The following is a 21,630-nucleotide window of genomic DNA, read 5'->3' on the forward strand; positions in this document are numbered from 1 at the left end:
TGCCAGAGCAGGCCCGCCGGCAGCAGGCCCAGCCCACCCAGCCAGAGCAGCACCCGCCGCGGCGCCGGGGCGGGGCCCGCCCCCGCTGGGGCCGCCAGATAGCAGAGGTTGAGCAGCACCAGACCCGCCGCCGGGGCCAGCACGGCCGTCGGATCCCCGGATCCCCGCTGGAGTGCCTCGGTGGCGGTGTCGACGGCCCTCTGCCACTCGCTGAGCAGCCAGGCCGGCCCCAGCAGGGCCAGCAGCGCCAGCTGGGGCCACTGGCGCAGCAGGGCCCAGCCCAGGCCCGCGCCGATGGCCCAGAGCAGCAGCCCCAGGGGCCAGTGGGCCTCGAGGTGGAACAGCTGGCCCGCCAGGAAAAGGCCCGCCCCCAGGGCCACCGTGCCCACCCCATGCAGGCTCACCGCCAGGGGCGGGAAGCGGCTCTCCACGGCGGCGGCGCCCCCGTGCAGGCCCACCACCAGCGCCAGCAGCAGGCCGAAGCGCTGGCCGGGTCCGAGGGCCGCCCAGTGGGTGGAGACGAACAGCAGCAGCCCGGCGGCCACCAGCACGCCCCCGAGAGCGACCGCCACCAGCACCGGCACCCGCAGCCGTGGGCGGCCCGGCTGGGCCCGTTCCCAGGCCCGGATCGCCTCGGCGCCGGCGGGGGCGATCAGGCCCGCCTGCCGCCAGCGCTCCAGCCGTGATTCCCAGCCGTCAGCCATGGACCCAGGCTAGGAGTGGCCCACCTTTTGCGACCATGGGCCCACTGCCCCAGGCCCCACGTGTCCGCCGAGCCCCTGCCCAAGACCTACGACCCGGCCGCCACCGAGGCGCGCTGGCAGGCGGCCTGGGAGGAGGCCGGCGCCTTCCACCCCGACCCCACGGCGCCCGGGGAGCCGTTCTCGGTGGTGATCCCGCCGCCGAACGTGACCGGCAGCCTGCACATGGGCCACGGCTTCGAGACGGCCCTGATCGACACGATCGTGCGCTTCCAGCGCCTCCAGGGGAAGAACGTGCTGTGCCTGCCCGGCACCGACCACGCCTCGATCGCGGTGCAGACGCTGCTGGAGAAGCAGATCAAGGCGGAGGGCGGCAGCAAGGACGACCTGGGCCGCGACGCCTTTCTGGAGCGGGCCTGGGCCTGGAAGGGGGAGAGCGGCGGCACGATCGTGGGCCAGCTGCGCCGGCTGGGCTACTCGGTCGACTGGCGCCGGGAGCGCTTCACCCTCGATCCCGGCCTGAGCGCGGCGGTGGTGGAGGCCTTCGTGCGCCTGCACGAGCAGGGGCTCATCTACCGCGGCGAATACCTGGTGAACTGGTGCCCGGCCTCGGGATCGGCGGTGAGCGATCTGGAGGTGGAGATGAAGGAGCTGGACGGCCACCTCTGGCACTTCCGCTATCCCCTCAGCGGCGGCCCCGCCGCCGATGGCACCGACCACCTGGTGGTGGCCACCACCCGCCCCGAGACCCTGCTGGGCGACACCGGCGTGGCGGTGCACCCCACCGATCCCCGCTACGCCGCCCTGGTGGGCCAGACGATCACCCTGCCCCTGGTGGGGCGCCAGATCCCGATCGTGGCGGATGAGCACGTGGACCCTGCCTTCGGCACGGGCTGCGTCAAGGTGACCCCCGCCCACGACCCCAACGACTTCGCCATCGGCAGCCGCCACGGCCTGCCCCTGATCACGGTGATGGCCAAGGACGGCAGCATGAATGCGGCCGCCGGACGCTTCGCCGGCCTGGATCGCTTCGAAGCCCGCAAGGCGGTGGTGGCGGCGATGGAGGCCGAGGGGTTCCTGGTGAAGGTGGAGCCCCACCGCCACAGCGTGCCCTTTTCGGATCGCGGCAAGGTGCCGGTGGAGCCACTGCTCTCCACCCAGTGGTTCGCACGTGCCGAACCGCTGGCGGCCCGCTGCCGCGAGGCCCTCGACGGCGGCGCGCCCCGCTTCGTGCCGGAGCGCTGGGAGAAGGTCTACCGCGACTGGCTCACCGACATCCGCGACTGGTGCATCAGCCGCCAGCTCTGGTGGGGCCACCGCATCCCCGCCTGGTTCGTGGTCAGCGAGACCGGCGGCGTGATCACCGAGGCCACGCCGTATGTGGTGGCCCGCGATGCCGCGGAGGCCGCCGCCAAGGCGGAAGCGGCCCACGGCGAGGCTTCCCGGGCCGCGGGCCGGGAGCTGCAGCTGGAGCAGGACCCGGACGTGCTCGACACTTGGTTCTCCAGCGGCCTGTGGCCCTTCTCCACCCTGGGCTGGCCCGAGACGGAGGCCGCCGATCTGGCCCGCTGGTACCCCACCAGCGTGCTGGTGACGGGCTTCGACATCATCTTCTTCTGGGTGGCCCGCATGACGATGCTGGCCGGCGCCATGCAGCCCCTCGGCGCCGGCAAGGCCTGGATGCCCTTCGCCGACGTGATGATCCACGGCCTGGTGCGGGACGAGAACAACCGCAAGATGAGCAAGAGCGCCGGCAATGGCATCGATCCGCTGCCGCTGATCGAGCGCTACGGCGCCGATGCCCTGCGCTTCGCCCTGGTGCGGGAGGTGGCCGGCGCCGGCCAGGACATCCGCCTTGACTACGACCGCAACGACGGCAGCTCCGCCACGGTGGAGGCGGCGCGCAACTTCGCCAACAAGCTCTGGAACGCCACCCGCTTCGCCCTGATGAATCTGGGCGGTGAAACGCCCGCCGGCCTGGGGGCCCCGGACCCGGCGCACCTGCAGCTCGCCGACCGCTGGATCCTGTCGCGGCTGGAGCGGGTCAAGCGCGAGACGGCCGAGCGCTACGCCAGCTACGGCTTGGGGGAAGCCGCCAAGGGGCTGTACGAGTTCGCCTGGAACGAGGTCTGCGACTGGACGATCGAGCTGCTCAAACGGCGTCTCAACCCGCGGCCCGCCGTCGAAGGCGAGCCCCTCACCGCCGAGGTGCTGGCCGACCAGCGCGTCGCCCGGCAGGTGCTGGCCAAGGTGCTGGCGGAGCTGCTGGTGCTGCTGCATCCGCTGATGCCCCACCTGAGCGAGGAGCTCTGGCACGGACTCACCGGCGCCCCCGAGGTTACCTTCCTGGCCTTGCAGCCCTGGCCGGCGGCCGAGGCGGCCGCCCTCGATGAAGGCCTGGAGGCGTCGTTCGCCGAGCTGATCGAGGCGATCCGGGTGGTGCGCAACCTGCGGGCCGTGGCGGGCCTGAAGCCCTCCCAGGGGGCGCCGGTGCTGTTCATCACCGGCCGCGAGCAGTTGGCGGCGGTGCTGCGGGAAGGGAGCCCCGACATCACCACCCTCACCCGCGCCGAGAGCGTGACCGTGCTCGATCCGGCGGCGGCAGCCGAGCGCCCTGCGGCCCGGGCCCTGGCCGCAGTGAGCGGCGAGCTGCAGGTGCTGCTGCCCCTGGAGGGCCTGGTCGACCTCGATGCCCTGCGGGCGCGCCTGGAGAAGGACATCGCCAAGGCCACCAAGGAGATCAGTGGCCTGACCGGCCGCCTCGCCAACCCCAACTTCGCCGGCAAGGCGCCGCCGGAGGTGGTGGCCGAGTGCAAGGCCAACCTGGCCGAAGCCGAGGCCCAGGCGGCCCTGGCGCGGCAGCGGCTGGCGGATCTGGGTTGAGGCCGGTTGTCTTCGGAGGCGACCGACTGCGGCGCTTCGGCATCGGCCATCCGATGCGGCCTTCGAGTCAACCCTGACCGCTGAGGCAGGCGCGTTTGCAAGTCAGGGTTGAACGAGGGGTCAGGCCGCCGTCGGCGGCGCTGCAGCTACTGCATCGAGTTCAATCCGAACATGTTGCCCTCCGTATCCATGCACAGAGTGACCCAACCGAATGGCCCGATGGAGAACTTAGGGCGCAGGATCTTGCCGCCTGCCGCCACTACCCGCTTTTCTTCCACGGCGCAGTCATTCACGCTGAAGTAGATCATGGTGCCGCCAGTTCCTGGATGACCATGGGGAGATTTCACGAGTGCGCCAGCAGCGCCGTAGGCGGTCATGTTCGCGGGAAAGCCCCGCATCAGGGTGTCTCCGGTCGGGTCGTCAATCGGCTCCAGCCGGTGCGGCAAGACGGCCTCGTAGAAGGCCGTGGCGCGATCCATGTCGTCCACATATAAATCGAACCAACCAATTGCATTCTGCATAACCATCGCAAGCTCCGTTGTTGCAAGTGAAGCCGTGAGGTTATCGGTGTTGCCCGCAACCGTCTTGTATGGATCAGACACCAAAGCGCTTTTGGTATTGGCCCGGGGTATAGCCGGTGGCTTGCCGGAAGGCATGGGTGAAGTGGGCCTGGTCGGCGTATAGATCAAGATAGTGCTTGCGGAATGACTCTTGCACTCGTAGAACCTTGATCAGATCATGCGGTGCGAATCCCGTGAGTCGCTGGAGCGTACGCTGCAACTGCCGAGTGGACAGTCCGACCAAAGCCGCCATGTCGGCAACGGATCGGATGGCGTCAAGATTCGACAGTATGCACGCAGTGATGGCGTTCGCTCGGGCGTGACCATGGGTCATGCACCACCGCACTTGCTCAGCCAGGACTGGCACCATGTCCGAAAAATCGAGACCTACGAGTCGTCGGCACGTTTCAACGAGCGGCAACGTACCCAGGTATGGCGATCCGACATACCTGTCCACGATCTCGGACCGGTCTCCCTGCCAGGCGCCTGGATAGAACTGAACCCCTGCGTAGTGGAATGACCTTCCAAGGTTGAGTGTTGTCGCTTGCGTATGGAGTGCCGTGACTCCGGCGATGGTGGGCTCGACCAGATTGAACAGGAGATTGACACAGGCGTCGGGTAGCGCGTGATAGTGAAAGTCCTCCGGCAGCGTGGCAAGTGCCCGCAGTTCCCAGAAGCAGTGGACCACTTCGGTCAGGTCATCGGTCGGCGGGCACTCGCTGTAGCGCAGGTCCGATCCACGAATCGAGAAACCGTCAACGGTTGGGGAATACATCGGTGGTCGGTTCGGGCAATCAGCTCATGGAAACCGGAGAAGACATAGCGATTCGGTCGCCAGGCCTAGCGCTTCCTATCACCTCGTCGCAAACTCTATCGCCCAACAGGACTTGCGGTGGCGGCTCAGGTGAGCAGTGATGTTAGGCACCCTTGCTGGACATGGCGGGCACATCAATCTCCTTGATACAGGTTTGGCGGGATAAGCACAAAACGCAGTCGATAATCATAAGGAGATCTTCAAGCGGAATCGAATCTGTTGCTGGAGCTCCAATCTCTCCCAAGTCCGAAAGCACCTCTGGAGTTCCCACATTGCCTGGATTGATCACTGTCACAGATATCCGATCGGGCCGAAGCTCTTCACGCAGTGAGTGGACCACGCCTCGGAGTCCGAACTTCGATGCAGAGTTTGCGACCTCTCTGCTGGGAAAGTTGTCACGCCCGGAAAGCGCTCCCATGAAGATGATCTTCGGATTGCTGGACTTTCGCAAGGCAGGCAGCAATGCCTTTACGATTCTGATCGGTGCCAAGAGATTGACATTTAGAACTCTTGTAATGTCATCGTCAGAACAACTTGAAAATGAATATGATGACGTAAAGGCATCTGTCTCCCAAGTGCCTCCCATGTAGAGGAGTGAATCTAGACTTCCTTCCCCAGCAGCTTCGGCAACCGTATTGACTCCCTCGAGAGTCGAAACATCAGCCTTGATCCACTCGCCATACATTGAGACAGTGCGCGATACAGACAGTACTCGCTCTGATTTGGTAACGAGGTGCCGCGACACGGCCTCCCCAATTCCTCTGCTGCTTCCAATGACCGCGACGTTAGCCATGGCAGGAATTCCAGGTTTGTTCAACGCTTGCCATCACCTAGTCGGAGAGAGCATGGTCTCCATCTTCTCCATGGAATCAGTGATTCTCCGGCGGCGAATCGGCTGAATGGCATGGTTGGAAAGTGATCATCGCCCTTAGCGGAAATCTCTCAGGATGGCGTATAGACTCAACAGATAAGTCAACATCTAAATCAGGCCAATAGAGATGGTCGGCAGTCGGGCGCAAGACGTTCAGGATCTGCTCAATCGTGGCGGCTTTGAACCAAGGAAACTCGGCGTATGGAAGCGCTAGCTCTTCATCGTCAATAAGCATCCAGACGCAGTGGCCAGAGACATTCGTGACCTCAGCTCCCAAAGTGGTTGTTCCAGGCATCGGTGATCTCCTGTTGGCGGGACTCGATTAGGCGTTCTGCGTCTTTGATCTTTGATGAGCTTAGCCCAATGTTGCGAGCGAGTTCAATGGTCGGCCTGAGCCAGAACTTCGCCTCACCATCTGGATGACTGACATGGATGTGCAGACGGCTCTCCTCTCGCGAAAAGAAGAAAAACCGAAACTCGCCTTCTCGAAAGACGGTTGGTGACAAGTAGGCCTCCCGACTTGCCTGACAGCTTAGCCTCGCTTTCAGTGCTGGGATGAGGGAGGTAATTGTAGCTACATCCCTGACATGCTCAGTATCTTTTCCTGCTCGGGGTGTCTGCTTTCATCTTTCCAACGCTCAAGATCAGCGGCGAGCACGAGATGGACGACTTGGACACTCTACTGATCTCGTCCGCTGGATCATGGTGTTGGGCTGCTCGTCAACTACCAGGATGATATAAAGCTCATAACTTCGCCTTTTGCCTTGTCAATACTGCTGCGCCGAGACTCCTCTCCTAAGTCTAGGCCACATGCATGAATAAAGCTGATGTCAGAAACTCCCATGAACTGGAATGCATACTTTAGCCCAGGCTCTTGTGCATCCCATCCGTGGTAGGGCGAGTTTGAGCCATACTCAACGCCACGAGCCGTGACAAACAGAACCTTTTTCTCTTTTGCAAGCCCTTGGTAGCATCCATGATCAGATGTAAATGTTCGACCAAAGCGAACAAGATTATCGATGTAGGCTTTAAAGCTGGATGGGATTCCGAAATTGTACATCGGAACGCTGTATAAACATCTGTCTGCGGCAAGGAACTCATCTACCAATATGTCGGACAGCTCAAGCACTTGACGCGCCTCCGCTGTCAATGCATCCCTTGGAGTAAAATCTGCGGCGATCCATTCTTCTGTGATATGAGGTATACATGTATTCCTCAGGTCACGATAGACTACTTGTTCGTCAGGATGGCTCTCCTTCCATGCTGCAATGAAAGTGCTGGCAAGTAGTCGCGAGCTTGAATTCTCGCCGCGAGGACTTGAGTCAATGTGCAGTAGCGTTCCCATGGACTAGCGTTGGGCGTGCTCAGGACAGCGCAAACCTCGCGCCATCCGACACAAAAGTCAATTGGTTTCCATTCGGTAACTACCTACTCCGTCCAATGGTCAAGCAGATGTGCTGCCCGCTTGAATTGTTAATTGGCCATATCTCAGCACAGTGGTCGATCTACATCTTGTGGATCCTAAGCTCCCATGGCGAATTGCACTTTGGTGAACTGAAGCGGAAGGTTGATGGAATATCCACAAAGGTCCTTTCAGATAGATTGCGCTTGCTGGAATCCATTCAGCTTATCGACCGTCAAGTTGAGCAAGGCACGGTTCCTAGAGTTGCATATAAATTGACTGAGCGCGGGAAACAGCTTTCTGAGGTTCTTGACAGCCTTTATGAATATGCGGTGGAATGGTATTGGAATGAGAATACTTCTCCCCTGTAGGCTTCAACAGAAAAGCTATGTTTCCGCTCTGGCTTTGTGGTTTGCCAGCGTTAGCCAACCTAGCGCTTATTGGACGATTTCCGAGAGCCATGGCCTAGACGCACCTCCCTTCCGTGAACCACGGCGAGTCCGCAGGTGGGAGTCCTTCGATAGCAATTGCAGGGCATCATGTTTCACCTCGAGTTGTCCCCCATGAACACGTGGTTCTCGGACCCGTGAACCACATGTTCATTCTGATGCCTTAGCCAAGATCTGCTGCCATACCTGCACCAGTCGATTCTTCCAATCCACTTGGCGGACCCGATCACGCCCTGTTCGCCCAGCTACGTCCCCGCCGTCAGCCTGTGCAGGGCGCTGTAGTCGAGATCATCCAGCCCTGCAGCCGTCGCCCGCTCCAGCAGCGTCGCCAGCCCATCAAGTCCCTCCGTCTCCAGTCCCAGTCCGCGCGCCGTCTGCAGGAACAGCAGCAGGTCCTTGCGCAGGTGGGCGGTGGGGAAGTTGGGGTTGGCGTAATCGTCGGCCAGTTCCTTCGCCAGCTTCTTGTCGAAGGTGGGGGCGTACAGGGCGCTGGCGCGCAGGATCGCCATGAACGCCTCCACGTCCACCCCGGCCCGCTGCACCAGATGCAGGCTGAGGCTGAAGCTGTGGGTGAGGCTGGCGATCAGCTGGTTGAGGGCCAGCTTGGTGGTCAGCGCCGCCCCCACCGGGCCCAGCAGGCGGGGCTCACCGCCCAGCGCCGCCAGCACCGGCCGGGCCCGCTCCAGGGCCGCCGCCTCACCGCCCACCATCAGCTGCAGGTTGCCGGCCAGGGCCTCCGGCCGGCTGCCCAGCACCGGCACCTCCAGCAGCTCCGCGCCCCGCTCCGCCAGCGCGGCGGCCAGCTCCCGGCTTTCCTCCGGCGCGATCGTGGCCACCTGCAGCACCAGCCGGCCTGCCAGGGCCGCGCCGGCCTGCTCCAGCAGCACGGTCCGCGTGGTGGGGCCGTCGCTCAGCACCGTGATCACCACCTCCGCTCCGGCCACCGCCTCGGCTGGGGTGGCCGCGACCCGCGCACCCAGGGCCTGCAGCGGCGCGCAGCGCTCCCGGTGGCGGTTCCACACCGTCAGCGGCTGGCCGCCCTGCAGCAGCCGCTCGCCGATCGCCGCCCCCAGCAGGCCGGTGCCCAGCAGGCTGATCTCCATCGGTGCGGCCCTGCGGCGGCCGCCAACCTACCGGTGCTCTGGCTCGTCGGCTTCCTCCTCCAGTGGCTGCCAGATCAGGGGCCCGAAGCGGGCCACCACGGCCCGCAGGCCATCGAGTTCGCGGCCGCTGCGGCCGCTGAAGCCCAGCACCACACAGTCTTCGGGCACCGTCCAGTCCACCGGGCGGTCGCCGGCATCGCCGCCGCCGCCGATGCGCTGGCCGTCGCTGCTGCTCAGGAACAGCCGGTCGACGCGGCTGCCGCTGAGGCCCTCGATGCGGCGGATCGTGACGCCCTCCGGCAGCTGCAGGACGCCCCGGTCGCCTCCGCCGCCGCCGCCATGGACCTCCGGCTCGGGGGTCTCGTCCTCGCCGGCATAGCCCAGCCGGATCTGGTCCACCCGGGAGCCGGTGCGCAGCCCCACCTTCACCAGCCGCTGCCGCCGGCGGATCGCGTCGGCCCGCCCGGGGAAGGCGAAGGGGGCGCCGCCGTTGCCCCCCATGGGCAGCTCCTCGGCCAGGGTCACGTTCAGTTCCGGGCTGCCCGCCGCCAGGGACGGCAGCGCCGGGGCCTCCAGGGGGGTGGCGGCGGCGTCCCGGTAGACGGCCCGGCAGGCGTCGATGGCCCGGCGATCGGCGGCGGCGGCGGCGCGCCGGACGGCCAGGGTCGGGTCCGGCGCCACGCCGTAGAGGCGGTACGTTTCCGCCACCCAGTCCATCTGGCGGATCAGTCCCACCACCTGCTCGCGACGCTCCAGCAGGCCGTCGCCCGCGTCTCCGCCGCTGAACAGCCGCCGGTTGGCGGCCACTGGCTCGAAGGCGGCGCCGATGGCCGGCACTGTCTCGTAGCCCCGCGTCCGCACCCTGATCAGCGCCGGCTGATCCAGCGGCAACCGGGCGAAGTCGTGGGCGAAGGGGATCAGGGAGGCCGCGTCCGCCGGCGGCTGGGCCCTGGTGCCGCTCACCTGCATCCGGAAGCCGACGTTCACCGCGGCGCTGCGGGCGACCGTCGTCACGGTCTCCACCAGAGCGGGGTTCAGGGTCAGGCCGCCCAGGCCCACTGCAGCGCCGATCTGCCGCTCCACCAAGCGGGCCTGCTCCCGCGACTGGGCGTAGAAGGTGAACACCCCATGGCACTCCCCGCCCACCTCCGCCGCCGCCACGAAGCCATCCCCGTGCAGGCCAACGAAGGCCTCGAGCTCGGCGGCGCCGGCCGGCACCGCCACCCCCTCCAGCAGCCGGGTCTGGCCCACCTCCACCGCGGCGCTCACCTGCCGCGCCCACACCACCAGCGAGAGGCTGAAGGCGGTGGTCTTCAGGGTGTCGCGGAACGACCGCTTGGCCCCCAGCAGGCTCAGGGGACCCAGGCCGACCCCCAGGGAGGTGCCGTTGTGCAGCGAATGCACCAGCTCCTCGCTGCTGCGGCAGAGCTGCCAGCCCACCGTGCTGCCGCCCCCCGCCGCCAGCACCGTGCCGCCCACGGCCGCCTCAAGGGGCTCGCCGGGGTCGGCGACGCTGTGGCGCCCCCGGAACAGGGCCCCCCGGGCGACCTGCAGCGCCAGCTCCGACGGGTCAGCCATGGCGACACGGGCAGAGAACCCAAGCCTAGGCAGGCTCGATACGGTGGCCCCATGGACCCGCTCTGGCTGTCGGATCACCTGCTGCCCTGGCTGCGTTCGCCGCTGGGGGCCCTGGCCTTCGTGCCCCTCTATGCCCTGTGGGTCACCCTGCTGCTGCCGGGGGTCTGGGCCTCGATGCTGGCCGGGGTGCTCTATGGCCCGGTGACGGGCAGCGTGCTGGTGTTCACCGGGGCCTGCCTGGGGGCCCAGGCGGTGTTCCTGCTGGGGCGCGGCCGCTGGCGGGGCTGGGCCCGCCGCCGCCTGGCCGGGGCGCCGCGGCTGCAGGCGGTGGAGCAGGCGGTGTGCCGCCAGGGCCTGGTGCTGGTGCTGCTCACCCGCCTGTCGCCGGCCTTCCCCTTCAGCCTGCTGAACCTCGCCTACGGCCTCAGCGAGGTGAGCCTGCGCGACTACTCGATCGGCCTGATCGGCATCCTCCCCGGCACCGTGCTGTTCTGTGCCCTGGGGGCGGCGGCCGGCGATCCGCGGCGCTTTTCGGCCCTGCTGGCCGGCCCGGCCGATGGCGTCACCTGGGCCCTGCGGCTGCTGGGGGTGGCGGCCACCCTGGCGGTGGTGCTGCTGGTGGGCCGCCAGGTGCGCCTGGCCCTGGAGGAACGCGGGGTAGCCTCCCACGTTGCGATGCAGGCCAGCGATGGTGACGGCCGAGACTCCCCCCCACCCCAGCGCCGGCGCCTGCCCTAACTGCGGCGGCGATCGCCTCACCCCGGTGCGACAGGTGCGGGTGAGCAAGGCCCATGTGGCGGCTGAGCTCGCCCACTGCACCAGCTGCGACTTCCTTTTCCTGGCCGATCCCACCTGGCTGGACGTGGCCTACGAGGAGTCCTTCTACGGCGACACCGGCTACGTCGACCGCAACCTGCATGCCTCGCGGCTGCTGCGGCTGCTGCTGGTGATCGGCCGGCTGGGCCGCTTCGGCGCCAGCGAGCCCGGCTGGGACCTGGGCACCGGCCTGGGCATGCTGCCGCGGCTGCTGCGCGACCACGGCTTCGATTTCCACGGCACCGACGCCTATGCGGCCATGGAACTCATCCGTCCTTTCTGCGGCCCGCCCGGCGATGGGCCGATCGGCTGCAAGACCGCCTTCGAGGTGATCGAGCATGTGCCCTGCACCCCCGACTTCCTGCGCCAGGAGGTGGGGGCCACGCCCCTGTTCGTCTTCTCCACCCTGATGCGCCGGGAGGGCGAGATCCCCGGGCCGGACTGGTGGTACTACGCCTTCGGCAACGGTCAGCACATCAGCTTCCACAGCCGCCGCAGCTTCGAGGTGGCCATGGAGCAGGCGGGGATGGATCCGTCCTGGCTGGTCTGCATCGACGGCCCCGTGCATGCACGGGCCCTGCATCTGATCGCCCCTTCGGCCCGCTGGCGGCGGGCCTTCCGGGTGGCCGGCGCTCTGGTGAACCGGGGCCTCGATGGGCTGCTGCTGCCCTGGCTGGAGCCCCTGGTGGGGCTGCGCACCCGCATCATCCCCGACCACACCATCGCCATGGAGCGGCTCAGATCTGCCGCAGAGCGTCAGCCTTGTCCTTGAAGTCGCTGAGCAGCAGCTGCAGGTAGGTGACCTTGCGCAGCTTGACGTTGGCGGTGAGGGACATGCCCACCTGCAGCGGCAGCACCTTGCCGCTCTTGAGCTTCAGCTGCTGGGAGTTGAGCCGGATGTCCACCGGAAAGCGGTAGAAGTTGTCGATCTGATCCGGGGGCAGGGCATCGGAGCCGATGCGCCGCACCGTGCCCTGCAGCACGCCGAAATCGGTGGCGGGGAAGGAGTCGATGCTGATGTCGGCGGCCTTGCCCACCGAAACGAAACCGATCTCCCGGCTGGGCACCTCCACCCGCGCCTCCAGCTTGTCGAAGGGCACCACCTTCATCACCGGTTCGCTGGTCTGGGCGACGAAGCCGCGGGAGCGGGACTTGAGCTCGAACACCACCCCCGACTCGGGGGCCCGGATCTCCTGGTACCGGATGTTGACGTTGAGCTCGGTCAGCTTGCTGCGCAGATCGGCCAGTTCGCTCTGGATCTCGCGGACGCCCTGCTGCAGGATCGCCTGCTGGCGCAGCCGGTCGACCTGGGTTTCCTCCAGCTTGCCCTGCACCTCCTGCACCTTGTTGCGCTGGGAGAGGTACTGGAGTTCGGCGGTGGCGCCCTCCTTGTTGAGGGTCTCGAGCCGCCCGAGCACGTCCTTCTCCAGGGTCAGGCTCTGGCGCAGCACCCGCTGCTCGGTGTCGTTGAACTGCAGGTAGCGGTCGAGCTCCACCTGCTTGAGCCGCAGCTGCTGCTGCTTGTACCGGATCGTCTGCAGCAGGCTGCGCTGGCGGTCGCGGGTGGCCTCGGTGTCGAGGCGCAGCAGCACCTGGCCCTTCTCCACCCGCTCGCCCTCCTTCACCAACACCTCGTCCACCACGCCGCCGACCGGCATCTGGATGTCCTTCACGGCGCCGATGGGTTCGAGCTTGCCCGGGGCGGTGACGATCTCCTCGGTCTGGGCGAAGGCCAGCCAGCCGAGGCCGAACAGGGTGACCCCCATCAGGGTCCAGGTGATCGAGCGGGCCCAGAAGCGGGATTGCTGCAGCACCACATCGTCGCTGTCGGTGTGGATGCTGCGCTCGAGGCCGTTCTGGGCCCTCCGCAGCAGGCCGGCCGGAGTGGGCAGGGGAGGACGTGCCATCAGCCCGCCTCCTGCTGGCGATACAGCGCGAAATAGCGGCCCTTCAGGGCCATCAGTTCGTCATGGGTGCCGGTCTCGACGATGGCGCCCTGGTGCATCATCACGATCAGGTCGGCGCGGCGGATGGTGGAGAGGCGGTGGGTGATGAAGAACACGGTGCTCTGGCTCATCGCCTCGCGCAGGTTGTCGCACACCTGGCGTTCGGTGTCGTAGTCGAGGGCGCTGGTGGCCTCGTCCATCACCAGCAGCTGGGGCTGGCTCAAAAGGGTGCGGGCGATGGCGATGCGCTGGCGCTGGCCGCCGGAGAGGGAGGCGCCCCGTTCCCCCAGGGGGGTGCTGTAGCCGGCGGAGAGCTCCATGATGAAGTCGTGGGCGCCGGCGATGCGGGCGGCCTGCACGATGGCGTCGCTGGGGGCCTCCGGGTTGGTCAGGGCGATGTTCTCGCTGATGGTGCCCGAGAAGAGCAGGGGGTCCTGGGGCACGATGCCCACCTGGCGGCGCAGGGAGTAGAGCTCCACCTTGTCGATGTCGTAGCCGTCCACGAGGATGCGGCCCTTGGTGGGGGCATAGAGGCGGGGGAGCAGTTTCATCAGCGTGCTCTTGCCGCTGCCGCTCTGGCCCACGACCCCGGTGAAGGTGCCGGGGGGCACATGCAGGCTGACGTTGCTGAGCACCTCCGGCCCGCCGGGGTTGAAGCGGAAGCTGAGGTTCTCGAACACCACGTCGCCCTTCACCGGCGGCAGGGGAATGTGGCCGCGGTCGGCTTCGCTCGACTCCTCCGGGGTGTCGACCACGTCGGCGAGGCGCTCGAACGAGACCCGCAGCTCCTGGATGTTCTGCCAGATCGAGGAGAGCCGCAGCAGGGGCTGGGTGACGTAGCCGCTGATGATCCGGAAGGCGATCAGCTGACCCAGGGTGAGCTCCCCCTTGAGCACCAGGGTGGCCCCCACCCAGAGCACCAGCAGCTGGGAGAGCTTCTGGAGCACGGAGCTGGTCTCGTTGAGGAAGGTGCCGGTGATCGTCTTCTCGAAGGTGCGGGAGATGTATTTGGCGTACATCTCCTGCCATTTCCAGCGGCTCACCATCTCCACGTTCTGGGCCTTCACCGTCTGGATGCCGGTGAGCACCTCCACCAGGTGGCTCTGGGTGCGGGCGTTCTCCTCGGCCGCCTGGCGGTACTGGCGCCGGAACAGGGGCGCCCCCAGCAGGGTGAGCCCCACCTGGATGGGCAGCACCGCCAGGGCGATCAGGGTCAGCAGCCAGCTGTAGATCGCCATCACGATGATGTAGATCACCGAGAAGGCGGCATCCAGCAGCGTGATCAGGGCCTGGCCCGTGAGGAAGTTGCGGATCTTCTCCAGCTCGGCGATCCGGGTGCCGAGCTCGCCGACGGGGCGCTTGTCGAAGTAGCCGAGCGGCAGCCGCAGCAGGTGGTCGATCACCTCGGCGCCGAGGCGCAGGTCGATGCGGTTGGTGGTGTCGGTGAACAGGAAGGTGCGCAGCGAGCCGATCACCCCCTCCATCAGGGTGACCACCACCAGGGCCATGCCCAGGATCTGCAGCGTGTCGAGGCTGCGCTGGGAGATCACCTTGTCGATGATCACCTGGATCAGCAGGGGGTTGGCCAGGCTGAACAGCTGGACCACGAAGGAGGCCAGCAGCACCTGGAGCAACATGCCCCGGTAGCGCTTCAGGGCCGGCCAGAACCAGCCCGGACCGAAGGTCTGCTCCGGGGTGTCGATGCTGCGCTCCAGCAGCAGCAGCTCCAGCCCCTCCGGGTACTGCTCGGCGATCTGGGCGGGGCTGAGGTGAACCCAGCCCTCCGCCGGCGAGGCCAGCCGCAGGCCGGCGGCGTTGCTGGCGGTGGCGACGGCGAAGCCCTCCTTCCACGGCACCAGGCAGGGGGTGATCAGCCGGGTGGCGGAGGCCGCCGGCACCTTGGCACCGGTGACCAGCAGGCCGAGCATGGCGGCGATCTGGCCGCAGAGCTGCAGATCCGGCGGCTGGCCGCGGCGCATCTTGTCGCGCAGGATCTTGTCCACCGCGTCGCGGCGGTAGGGCAGCTCCAGAAGCTTGCCGAGCATCTGGAAGCAGGCCAGGGTCTCCTCCAGCGGACCGTTGCCCCGCACCAGGGTGAGGTGGCGGTCGGCCCGCTCCTGGCCCAGATCGAGGCTGCTGGGCTGGGCCAGCCCGCCGGCTTCGGCCTCGATCGGTTCGCCCGGGCCGCCGGCTTCGGCGCCGATCGGTTTCGGCGCCGGGTCCTCTGCGGGGGCGGGGGCGAGGGCCACCAGGCGCAGCGGCAGCGGCGGGCGGGCCTGGGGCAGGGGCTCCGTGGGGTTGAGCACCGAGCCGATCGCCAGGTCGGGAACGTTGGCGCTGGCCAGCAGCAGTTCCTCGCCGTCCAGCAGGGTGACGGCCCCATCGTCTGGCGACACCGCCCGTGCCCGATGGCGCAGGCGTTCGAGCTTCTCCCGCCACAGGGCCGGATCGAAGCGGCCTGCGGCGGCCCCCTCCCGCCGCAGCAGCAGCTGGTGCAGCTCCGCCGTCCACAGGTGGCGGCCACACCACTGGCGCAGGCCGTCCTCGGCCAGCAGCAGCTCGAGCATCACCGCGTCGGGGATCGCTGTCGCCAGCAGGTCGGAGGCGGCGCTCACCGGTTCGATCCCCTCGGCCCGCAGCAGCGAGGCCAGCCCCACGACGGCGCCGGGTCCGAGGCGCTCGATGGTGAAGGGCCGACCGTCCCGTTCCGCCAGCAGGCGTGCATCCCCCTCAAGGAGCACCAGCACCCGGTCGCCGATGTTGCCGGCGCTGCTGAGGTCCTCGCCGACGCGGAAGCGGCAGGGCCGGGCCTCCGCCAGCAGGCGCTCATGGCCGGCGGCGGAAAGGCCGTCGAAGGGCGGCAGGGTGAGCCAGTCGGTGCGCCCCGGGACGGTGGAAGTCATCGTCCCTGCCCCGGACGCAGCCGCAGGGCCACCTCCTGATCCACCCATTCCTCGAACAGCTCCCGTGCCATCCGTTTCTGCATGGCGTCGTCGAAGCTGGCGGATCGGAGCGTTTCCAGCCGCACCACCAGCCACCAGCGATCGATGCGCAGGGGCGGGTGCAGCTGGCCCGGGCGGCTGGTGCGCAGGAGTTCGGCCAGGGAGGGATGGGCCTGCAGCAGCGGCACCGGACCCACCACCCCCCGGGTGGAGCGCTCGGGCCCCTTGGCGTAGGTGGCCGCCAGCTCGGCGAAATCGGCTTCCCCCTCGGCGATGCGCAGGTAGAGCTCCCGGGCCAGGGCACCGTCCTCCACCCGCAGCAGGCTGTAGATCACCTGGTCCAGCTGGTTCTTGCGGGCCAGGTAACGCTGCTCGGCCCGGTGCAGGAAATGCTCCTGGCAGTGACGATCGATCCTGGCCGGCAGCTCGGCCTGCCAGAGCACGTCGGCCTCCGACAGCTCATGGCGCTGCAGGTGGGCCCGGAGGTCGTCGGCGGAGCGGAGGCCGTGGCTGGCCCCCCACTCCTGCTGGGCCTTCTGGCGCTCCTCCTCCGCCAGGGTCACCGCGGCCACGGCCGAGGCGATCACCGACTGGCGCAGCAGGGGAATCAGCAGCTGATGGCGGGCCAGGTGGCGCCGCAGCTCCCCGGGGATCTCCGGCAGCGGCTCCACCTGCACCACCACCGGTGGCCCGGAGGGACGCGCGGGCGGATCGAGGCTGATGTCGTGATCCAAGGAAAGGGCGACGGCCACGGGATCGGCTAACACCCGGGCATTCTGGGGCTGAACCGGCGATTCCCGATGTATCGGCGGCAGGATCAGCCGTCATACCGGATCGGCCGGTCAGGAGCGCCGCACGATCGGATCGGCGCGCACCACGCTGCCGAGGAGCAGGAACAGGGCCTCGATGCTGCCCACCCGCGTCACTTTCTGGAACCAGGCATTTTCCCCGTAGATCAGCTGGATGAGGGCGGCCTCCGTCTCCTGGGCCGGCATCTGGAAGCTCAGCCCCAGCAGCGGCAGCTGGCGCAGGCGGCCGGAGCGCATCAGGCGCACCGGCAGTTCCAGGTGGAACTGGGGCACCCGCAGCAGGCCCTCGGTTTCCTTCCCTGTGGGGGCGGCGGTGTTGAGCACCAGACTCGCCCCCTGCTCGGAGACGTCGTTGGTGGTGCCCCAGTACTCCTTGCCCCCCAGTTCCAGGCAGGCCGCCAGTTCCAGGGGGAAACGGTCGGCCTGGCGACGCACCGGCTTGTCGATGCAGGCCAGCAGACAGATGAACATCAGCAGGCCGTTGTAGAGATTCCAGCCCACCATCAGGCCTTCCCCCTCGAAGACGGATCGGGACCAGCGGATGTCCAGCAGGGGCAGGCCGTAGTTCAGCACCAGCACACCCACGAACAGGAACAGGTAGGTGAGAAAGGGCCAGGCGAATCGCAGATCCAGGATCTGTTTCTGGCTGGTGACGTCCTTGTTGGTCACCAGGCTGCCCACGGATCGGAACGGCCGGAACAGAATCTGCGACAACCTCCTCAGGGCCGGGAAGCAGAACAGGGCTTCATAGACTTCCGTCCAGAAGTGGAAGTAGTGGCCGTTGGTCTGCCAGGAGGGCAGGAAGTAGAGCATGATCACGAACGGCAGGCCGTAGGCCAGGTATTCCACCGGCGGAGCGGCGATCAGGGTGAAGCCGATCAGCATCGACAACAGCGGGAAAATGATGTAGACGGCGCGAAACAGGGGTGTCAGCAGGCTGAGCAGCAGATTCAGATAGAAGACCTTCTGCCAGAAATCCAGCGTCTTCCAGATCGGCAGTTGCTTGGGAGACGTGAAGACCTGCACATTGCCCTGCATCCAGCGCAGCCGCTGCTCGAGGTAATCGCGGAACGTGCGGGGCACTTCGCCCAGGCTCAGCACCTCATCGAGGTAGATCATGCGCCAGCCGCGGGTGAGCAGGCGGGTGCCCGTCTGGCTGTCTTCGACGATGCAGTGGGTGACGTAGCCGCCGATCGCCTCCAGGGCCGAACGCCGGGCCAGGTAGGAGGTGCCGCAGCAGACCACGGCATTGAACGGATCCCGGACCACCTGGACGTAATGGAAGAAATAGTCCATGTCGTCCGGCACCAGCACATCCAGCCCGAGGTTGCGGTTGTGGAAATCGGAGTTGAAGTAATGCTGTGGCGTCTGCACCAGGGCAACCTCAGGGTCCTTGAAGAAACCCACCGTGCGGTCGAGAAAGCGGCTGAAGGGAATGAAATCGCAATCGAAGACGGCGATCAGTTCACCCTTGGAATGGGCCAGGGCGTAGTTGAGATTGCCGGCCTTGCGGTGCAGATTGTCGGGCCGGCTCAGATACTGCACCCCCAGCTCGGCGGCCAGGGCGGCAATGGCGGGGCGGTGGCCATCATCCAGAACGTAGATGGTCTTGTTGGGGTACTGGATGTTGCGGCAGGCCATGACGCAACGCCGGATCAGTCGCTCGGATTCGTTGTAGGTGGGAATCCACAGATCCACACTGGGCTGCTGTTCCTTTGCCCAGGCCAGCAGCTGGTCCGCCTCGCGTCGCCGTTGCTGGGGCCTGTAGCGGAGGGAGGGGTAGAACTGCAGCGCCGATGTCAGCAGGTAGGTGACCTCGCAGAGGAAGAAGACGAGGCTGAAGAACAGGCTGACCGGGTGGGCCGTGTTGATGGTGGTGGCGCGCCAGATGAAATAGCGGATCGTGAAGACCGACAGCACCACGTTCACCAGCAGATAGCTGGAGGGACGCCTGGGCAGCAGGTTCACCCCCAGGCAGATGCCGATCGCCAGGGCCAGGGGCAGCAGCACGTCGACCCACACATCCCGCACCTGCCAGAGCTCGGGCAGGACCCGGAAGCTGAGGGGATTGAGCAGCCCGACCGCCACCACGGACACCTGCAGGTTGGCCAGCAGCACCGCCATCACCAGGCACCCTGCCGAGAGCAGCAGCACCATCCAGACCCAGGGCGAGATCCTTGAGCGGCCCTGGGGATCCGAAAACGAATGCAGGAACTTCATCGCTGGAAGCTGACCTTCGCCGTGAATCCCACGTAGCAGAACTCCCCCGGAGGCGCCGGGAAGTCGTTGAGGATGCGGATCTTCACCTCGCTTTCCCTGGCCAGGTTGATCGGCACCGGCGTGGGGGCCTCCTCGCCCAGCTGGGTGCGGCCGATGCCGGAGCGGATCCCCACCACCTCACCCCGCAGCTTGTCGCGGCTGCCCACCAGCTCGATCCTGGCCTTGCTGCCCAGGCGGATCCGGTTGAGGTCGTTCTCCGCCACCGTGGTGGTGAGCCAGCGCTGGCTGCAGTCGATCATCTGGATCACTGACTGCATCGCATCGACGGAGTCGCCCCGCTGGGCCCCCAGCTGCCAGATCACCGCCTTGCGGGGGCTGACCAGGCGGGCGCTGCTGCGCTCCTGCCATTCCTTCTTCGCCACGGCCACCTGCTGCTCCAGGCCACTCACCTGGAACGTCTGGGTGCGCACATCCCCTTCGGCGTTCTCCAGGGCGATGGTGGCCTCCTGGAGCCGCACCACCGGATCGGAGTTGCTGCGGTTGTTGCGCAGGGTCAGTTCGTTCCGGGAGGCCTCCAGCACCGCCGCCTGGCCGGCCAGCTGCGCCTCCAGGCCCCGCACCTCCCGGGCCCGCTGCAGTTCGGTGGTGCGGGCCCGGTCGACCACGTTCGCGGCCACGGCACCGGCGCGGAACAGCTCCTCCTGGCGCCGGGTCTCCCGCTGGGCGAAGGCCAGTTCCTTGCGGGCGCGATCCAGGGCGAAACCCAGGTTGTCCCGGTCGCCCTGGTCGCGGGCCACCTCCAGGTTGCGCTGCTGGCGGGCGTCCTGGGTGAGCCGCTCCACGAGCTTCTGGCGCAGGTCGCGGCGCGTCCGCAGTTCCTGGAGCCGGCCCCGGGCCGTCTCCAGATCCGTCTCGAGGGCTGAGAGGGCATCCCGGGAGGCCCTGGGGTTGACGATGATCGCCAGGGTCTGGCCGGGGCGGACCTCCACGCCCGTCCCCACGTTGAGGCTTTCCAGGGTGCCGGTGACCGGGCTCCTCAGCACGATCGGGGTGGCATTGATGACCGCATCGCGGGAGCGGGCGGTGAAGAAGTTGATCACGATGGCCAGGGCCGTGATCAGCAGCCCCGCCGAAATCAGCAGGATGGTGAGATCGGCCCTGCGGGAGCTGGGAATCGCGTCGTCGCCATCCGTTGGGGCGATGTCAGGGGCGGCGACATCCAGGACCTGACCGGCAGGGCCGGCGGATTCAGGCTCACTTGTGCCCGCGGCGGATGGGGGCATCCCAGCGTTGGATGGAAGACACTCCATTCTAACAGCGCCGGATTTTTTTGCTTCGATAAGACCTATCGATTGGTTGTGAATCTGTCAGCAGCCGGCTCTCCTGAGGCCGCCCATCTGAGCCGCTCAGCGCTTCTCGAGGGCCGCCTGAATCGTGGCGGTTGCCGGTTTGGGTTGGTTGTCTTCATCGAAGGGCAGGGGCCGCTGGGGCAGGCCATCCGCCCGCGGCATGAACGCATTCAGCCAGGTGGTGCGATCACTCAATCCCCAGGTGGTGATCAGCTTCAGGCGCGGTTCCGGCAGGACCGCCGCCAGGAAGGCGCCATACACCGCCGCCACGGCCCGGTCCCGCTCCGGGATGGCCGCCGGCAGTTCCCGGTCGTTCACGTCCAGTTCGGTCACGAGGATGTCCAGGTCCAGGGCGGCCAGCTCCTTCAGGAAGGCGGGCAGGGTGCGGAAGGTGGTGGGTCCGCTGCCGTTGGCATAGAGATGGGCCTGCAGACCGACGGCGTTCAGCGGGACGCCGCGCTGCCGCAGCTGCCGCAGGAGCTTCAGGAGGGCCTGCCGTTTGCGCGCCGTCTTGGCGTCATCGCCCTCCAGCCCGTACTCGTTGATCACCAGGGCCGCCTTCGGGTCGGCCTGGTGCGCCAGGGTCAGCGCCCGGGCGATGTAGTCGGGGCCCAGCCGCTCCAGCCAGAGGCTGCGGCGCAGGCCCGTGCCGTCGTCGGCGATCGGTTCGTTGACCACGTCCCACGACGGCAGCTGGCCGCGGTAGTGCCCCACCACCGTGCGGATGTAGGTCGCCATGGCCCGATCCAGCTCCGCCGGCGGCAGGGCCTTCACCCAGGCCGGCAGCTGCTCGTGCCACACCAGGGTGTGGCCCCGCATCGCCAGACCCTGCTCGCGGGCGAAGGCCAGCAGCCGGTCCGGGGCGCTGAAGTCGAAGCGGCCGGGCGCGGCCTCCACCCCATCCCACTTCAGCTCCGACTCGGGCACGATCAGGCCGCTCTGCTCGCCCACCAGGCGGCGCAGACCCGGATCCCGCAGTTGGTCATTGGTGACGGCGGTGCCCCAGCGCAGCCCGCGCGCCGCCGCCAGCCCCTGCAGGGTCGGGGCCGCCCCCGGCGGCAGGGCCCGGGCCACGCTCCAGCCCAGGGCCGCCACCACGGCGATCACGATCAGTTGCCGACGTCGCATGGAGCGGGGCGGGGGGAGGGGCGCCCCCGTCACTCTGGCCGGCCATCCCGGCGCCGTCA

The 21,630-nt window shown here is 67.3% G+C and carries 19 protein-coding genes; 4 read left to right on the plus strand and 15 right to left on the minus strand.

From position 1 onward, the window contains the following. Positions 1-704 (minus strand): DUF2157 domain-containing protein (locus CJZ86_RS09180; RefSeq protein ID WP_143594112.1); only part of this gene is annotated, 704 nt, incomplete at its 3' end. Between the two features lie 60 nt (positions 705-764). Here CJZ86_RS09180 and CJZ86_RS09185 point away from each other — a divergent pair. Then, positions 765-3,584 (plus strand): valine--tRNA ligase, encoded by a 2,820-nt coding sequence (locus CJZ86_RS09185; protein ID WP_198960110.1) that lies wholly within the window; start codon positions 765-767, stop codon positions 3,582-3,584. Positions 3,585-3,730: 146 nt separating this feature from the next. Here CJZ86_RS09185 and CJZ86_RS09190 read toward each other — a convergent pair whose 3' ends face one another. The 6 genes from CJZ86_RS09190 to CJZ86_RS09215 all read right to left on the minus strand — a co-directional run bounded on the left by CJZ86_RS09190 (position 3,731) and on the right by CJZ86_RS09215 (position 7,174). Then, a complete protein-coding gene (locus tag CJZ86_RS09190; protein ID WP_233133934.1) occupies positions 3,731-4,186 on the minus strand; it encodes a VOC family protein in 456 nt (151 codons plus the stop codon). Then, complete coding sequence (locus CJZ86_RS09195) at positions 4,179-4,919, minus strand: helix-turn-helix domain-containing protein (RefSeq protein WP_094585655.1); 741 nt, start codon at positions 4,917-4,919, stop codon at positions 4,179-4,181. Before CJZ86_RS09195 ends, CJZ86_RS09190 begins: the two co-directional genes overlap by 8 nt. 142 nt (positions 4,920-5,061) lie before the next feature. Next, a complete protein-coding gene (locus CJZ86_RS09200) occupies positions 5,062-5,751 on the minus strand; it encodes an SDR family oxidoreductase (RefSeq protein ID WP_094585656.1) in 690 nt (229 codons plus the stop codon). 76 nt (positions 5,752-5,827) lie between these two features. Next, on the minus strand, positions 5,828-6,124 hold the full coding sequence (locus tag CJZ86_RS09205) for a DUF2442 domain-containing protein (RefSeq protein WP_094585657.1): 297 nt from the start codon (positions 6,122-6,124) through the stop codon (positions 5,828-5,830). Further along, positions 6,096-6,335 carry a DUF4160 domain-containing protein gene (locus CJZ86_RS09210; RefSeq protein ID WP_094585658.1) on the minus strand — a complete coding sequence of 80 codons (240 nt, stop codon included), beginning with the start codon at positions 6,333-6,335 and terminating at the stop codon, positions 6,096-6,098. The genes CJZ86_RS09205 and CJZ86_RS09210 overlap by 29 nt, the downstream gene beginning before the upstream one ends. Positions 6,336-6,553: 218 nt before the next feature. Next, on the minus strand, positions 6,554-7,174 hold the full coding sequence (locus CJZ86_RS09215) for an FMN-dependent NADH-azoreductase (RefSeq protein ID WP_094585659.1): 621 nt from the start codon (positions 7,172-7,174) through the stop codon (positions 6,554-6,556). A gap of 95 nt (positions 7,175-7,269) precedes the next feature. Between CJZ86_RS09215 and CJZ86_RS09220 the strand changes: the two genes are divergently transcribed. Continuing rightward, positions 7,270-7,602, plus strand: a complete 333-nt coding sequence (locus tag CJZ86_RS09220) for a winged helix-turn-helix transcriptional regulator (protein WP_094585660.1) — start codon at positions 7,270-7,272, stop codon at positions 7,600-7,602. Between the two features lie 323 nt (positions 7,603-7,925). On the opposite strand, the gene CJZ86_RS09225 is transcribed toward CJZ86_RS09220, so the two are convergent. Together CJZ86_RS09225 and CJZ86_RS09230 are read right to left on the minus strand one after the other, a co-directional pair. Beyond that, the gene (locus tag CJZ86_RS09225; protein ID WP_094585661.1) at positions 7,926-8,783 is read right to left on the minus strand and encodes an NAD(P)-dependent oxidoreductase; all 858 of its coding nucleotides are present in this window, start codon (positions 8,781-8,783) and stop codon (positions 7,926-7,928) included. A 27-nt stretch (positions 8,784-8,810) separates the two neighbouring features. Then, on the minus strand, positions 8,811-10,361 hold the full coding sequence (locus CJZ86_RS09230; RefSeq protein ID WP_094585662.1) for a jacalin-like lectin: 1,551 nt from the start codon (positions 10,359-10,361) through the stop codon (positions 8,811-8,813). A 51-nt stretch (positions 10,362-10,412) separates the two neighbouring features. On the opposite strand from CJZ86_RS09230, the gene CJZ86_RS09235 reads away from it, so the two are divergent. After that, on the plus strand, positions 10,413-11,099 hold the full coding sequence (locus CJZ86_RS09235) for a TVP38/TMEM64 family protein (protein ID WP_094585728.1): 687 nt from the start codon (positions 10,413-10,415) through the stop codon (positions 11,097-11,099). Continuing rightward, a complete protein-coding gene (locus CJZ86_RS09240) occupies positions 11,050-11,949 on the plus strand; it encodes a class I SAM-dependent methyltransferase (protein ID WP_094585663.1) in 900 nt (299 codons plus the stop codon). The genes CJZ86_RS09235 and CJZ86_RS09240 overlap by 50 nt, the downstream gene beginning before the upstream one ends. Here CJZ86_RS09240 and CJZ86_RS09245 read toward each other — a convergent pair. The 6 genes from CJZ86_RS09245 to CJZ86_RS09270 form a co-directional block, all read right to left on the minus strand. Then, positions 11,915-13,084: an HlyD family secretion protein gene (locus CJZ86_RS09245; RefSeq protein WP_094585664.1), complete on the minus strand. Its 1,170-nt coding sequence runs from the start codon at positions 13,082-13,084 to the stop codon at positions 11,915-11,917. The genes CJZ86_RS09240 and CJZ86_RS09245 overlap by 35 nt on opposite strands. Beyond that, the gene (locus CJZ86_RS09250; RefSeq protein WP_094585665.1) at positions 13,084-16,026 is read right to left on the minus strand and encodes an ABC transporter transmembrane domain-containing protein; all 2,943 of its coding nucleotides are present in this window, start codon (positions 16,024-16,026) and stop codon (positions 13,084-13,086) included. Before CJZ86_RS09250 ends, CJZ86_RS09245 begins: the two co-directional genes overlap by 1 nt. Beyond that, positions 16,023-16,817 carry a peptidylprolyl isomerase gene (locus CJZ86_RS09255; RefSeq protein WP_233133936.1) on the minus strand — a complete coding sequence of 265 codons (795 nt, stop codon included), beginning with the start codon at positions 16,815-16,817 and terminating at the stop codon, positions 16,023-16,025. Before CJZ86_RS09255 ends, CJZ86_RS09250 begins: the two co-directional genes overlap by 4 nt. A gap of 90 nt (positions 16,818-16,907) precedes the next feature. Then, the gene (locus CJZ86_RS09260) at positions 16,908-19,094 is read right to left on the minus strand and encodes a glycosyltransferase (RefSeq protein WP_094585667.1); all 2,187 of its coding nucleotides are present in this window, start codon (positions 19,092-19,094) and stop codon (positions 16,908-16,910) included. Then, entirely contained in the window at positions 19,091-20,377 is a 1,287-nt protein-coding gene (locus tag CJZ86_RS09265; RefSeq protein WP_094585668.1) for an HlyD family secretion protein, read from the minus strand. Before CJZ86_RS09265 ends, CJZ86_RS09260 begins: the two co-directional genes overlap by 4 nt. A gap of 123 nt (positions 20,378-20,500) precedes the next feature. Continuing rightward, the gene (locus tag CJZ86_RS09270) at positions 20,501-21,571 is read right to left on the minus strand and encodes an endo-1,4-beta-xylanase (RefSeq protein ID WP_094585669.1); all 1,071 of its coding nucleotides are present in this window, start codon (positions 21,569-21,571) and stop codon (positions 20,501-20,503) included. Positions 21,572-21,630: the final 59 nt, after the last annotated feature.

The organism is Synechococcus sp. BO 8801 (assembly GCF_002252675.1).
Lineage (GTDB): Bacteria > Cyanobacteriota > Cyanobacteriia > PCC-6307 > Cyanobiaceae > Cyanobium.

Excerpts from the sequence above, each read along its gene's own strand:
- CJZ86_RS09220 (WP_094585660.1), top strand. The coding sequence starts at position 7,270 with ATGGTCAAGCAGATGTGCTGCCCGCTTGAATTGTTAATTGGCCATATC.
- CJZ86_RS09225 (WP_094585661.1), bottom strand. The coding sequence starts at position 8,783 with ATGGAGATCAGCCTGCTGGGCACCGGCCTGCTGGGGGCGGCGATCGGC.
- CJZ86_RS09240 (WP_094585663.1), top strand. The coding sequence starts at position 11,050 with ATGGTGACGGCCGAGACTCCCCCCCACCCCAGCGCCGGCGCCTGCCCT.
- CJZ86_RS09215 (WP_094585659.1), bottom strand. The coding sequence starts at position 7,174 with ATGGGAACGCTACTGCACATTGACTCAAGTCCTCGCGGCGAGAATTCA.
- CJZ86_RS09265 (WP_094585668.1), bottom strand. The coding sequence starts at position 20,377 with ATGCCCCCATCCGCCGCGGGCACAAGTGAGCCTGAATCCGCCGGCCCT.
- CJZ86_RS09250 (WP_094585665.1), bottom strand. The coding sequence starts at position 16,026 with ATGACTTCCACCGTCCCGGGGCGCACCGACTGGCTCACCCTGCCGCCC.
- CJZ86_RS09205 (WP_094585657.1), bottom strand. The coding sequence starts at position 6,124 with ATGCCTGGAACAACCACTTTGGGAGCTGAGGTCACGAATGTCTCTGGC.
- CJZ86_RS09245 (WP_094585664.1), bottom strand. The coding sequence starts at position 13,084 with ATGGCACGTCCTCCCCTGCCCACTCCGGCCGGCCTGCTGCGGAGGGCC.
- CJZ86_RS09200 (WP_094585656.1), bottom strand. The coding sequence starts at position 5,751 with ATGGCTAACGTCGCGGTCATTGGAAGCAGCAGAGGAATTGGGGAGGCC.
- CJZ86_RS09235 (WP_094585728.1), top strand. The coding sequence starts at position 10,413 with ATGGACCCGCTCTGGCTGTCGGATCACCTGCTGCCCTGGCTGCGTTCG.
- CJZ86_RS09260 (WP_094585667.1), bottom strand. The coding sequence starts at position 19,094 with ATGAAGTTCCTGCATTCGTTTTCGGATCCCCAGGGCCGCTCAAGGATC.
- CJZ86_RS09270 (WP_094585669.1), bottom strand. The coding sequence starts at position 21,571 with ATGCGACGTCGGCAACTGATCGTGATCGCCGTGGTGGCGGCCCTGGGC.
- CJZ86_RS09230 (WP_094585662.1), bottom strand. The coding sequence starts at position 10,361 with ATGGCTGACCCGTCGGAGCTGGCGCTGCAGGTCGCCCGGGGGGCCCTG.
- CJZ86_RS09195 (WP_094585655.1), bottom strand. The coding sequence starts at position 4,919 with ATGTATTCCCCAACCGTTGACGGTTTCTCGATTCGTGGATCGGACCTG.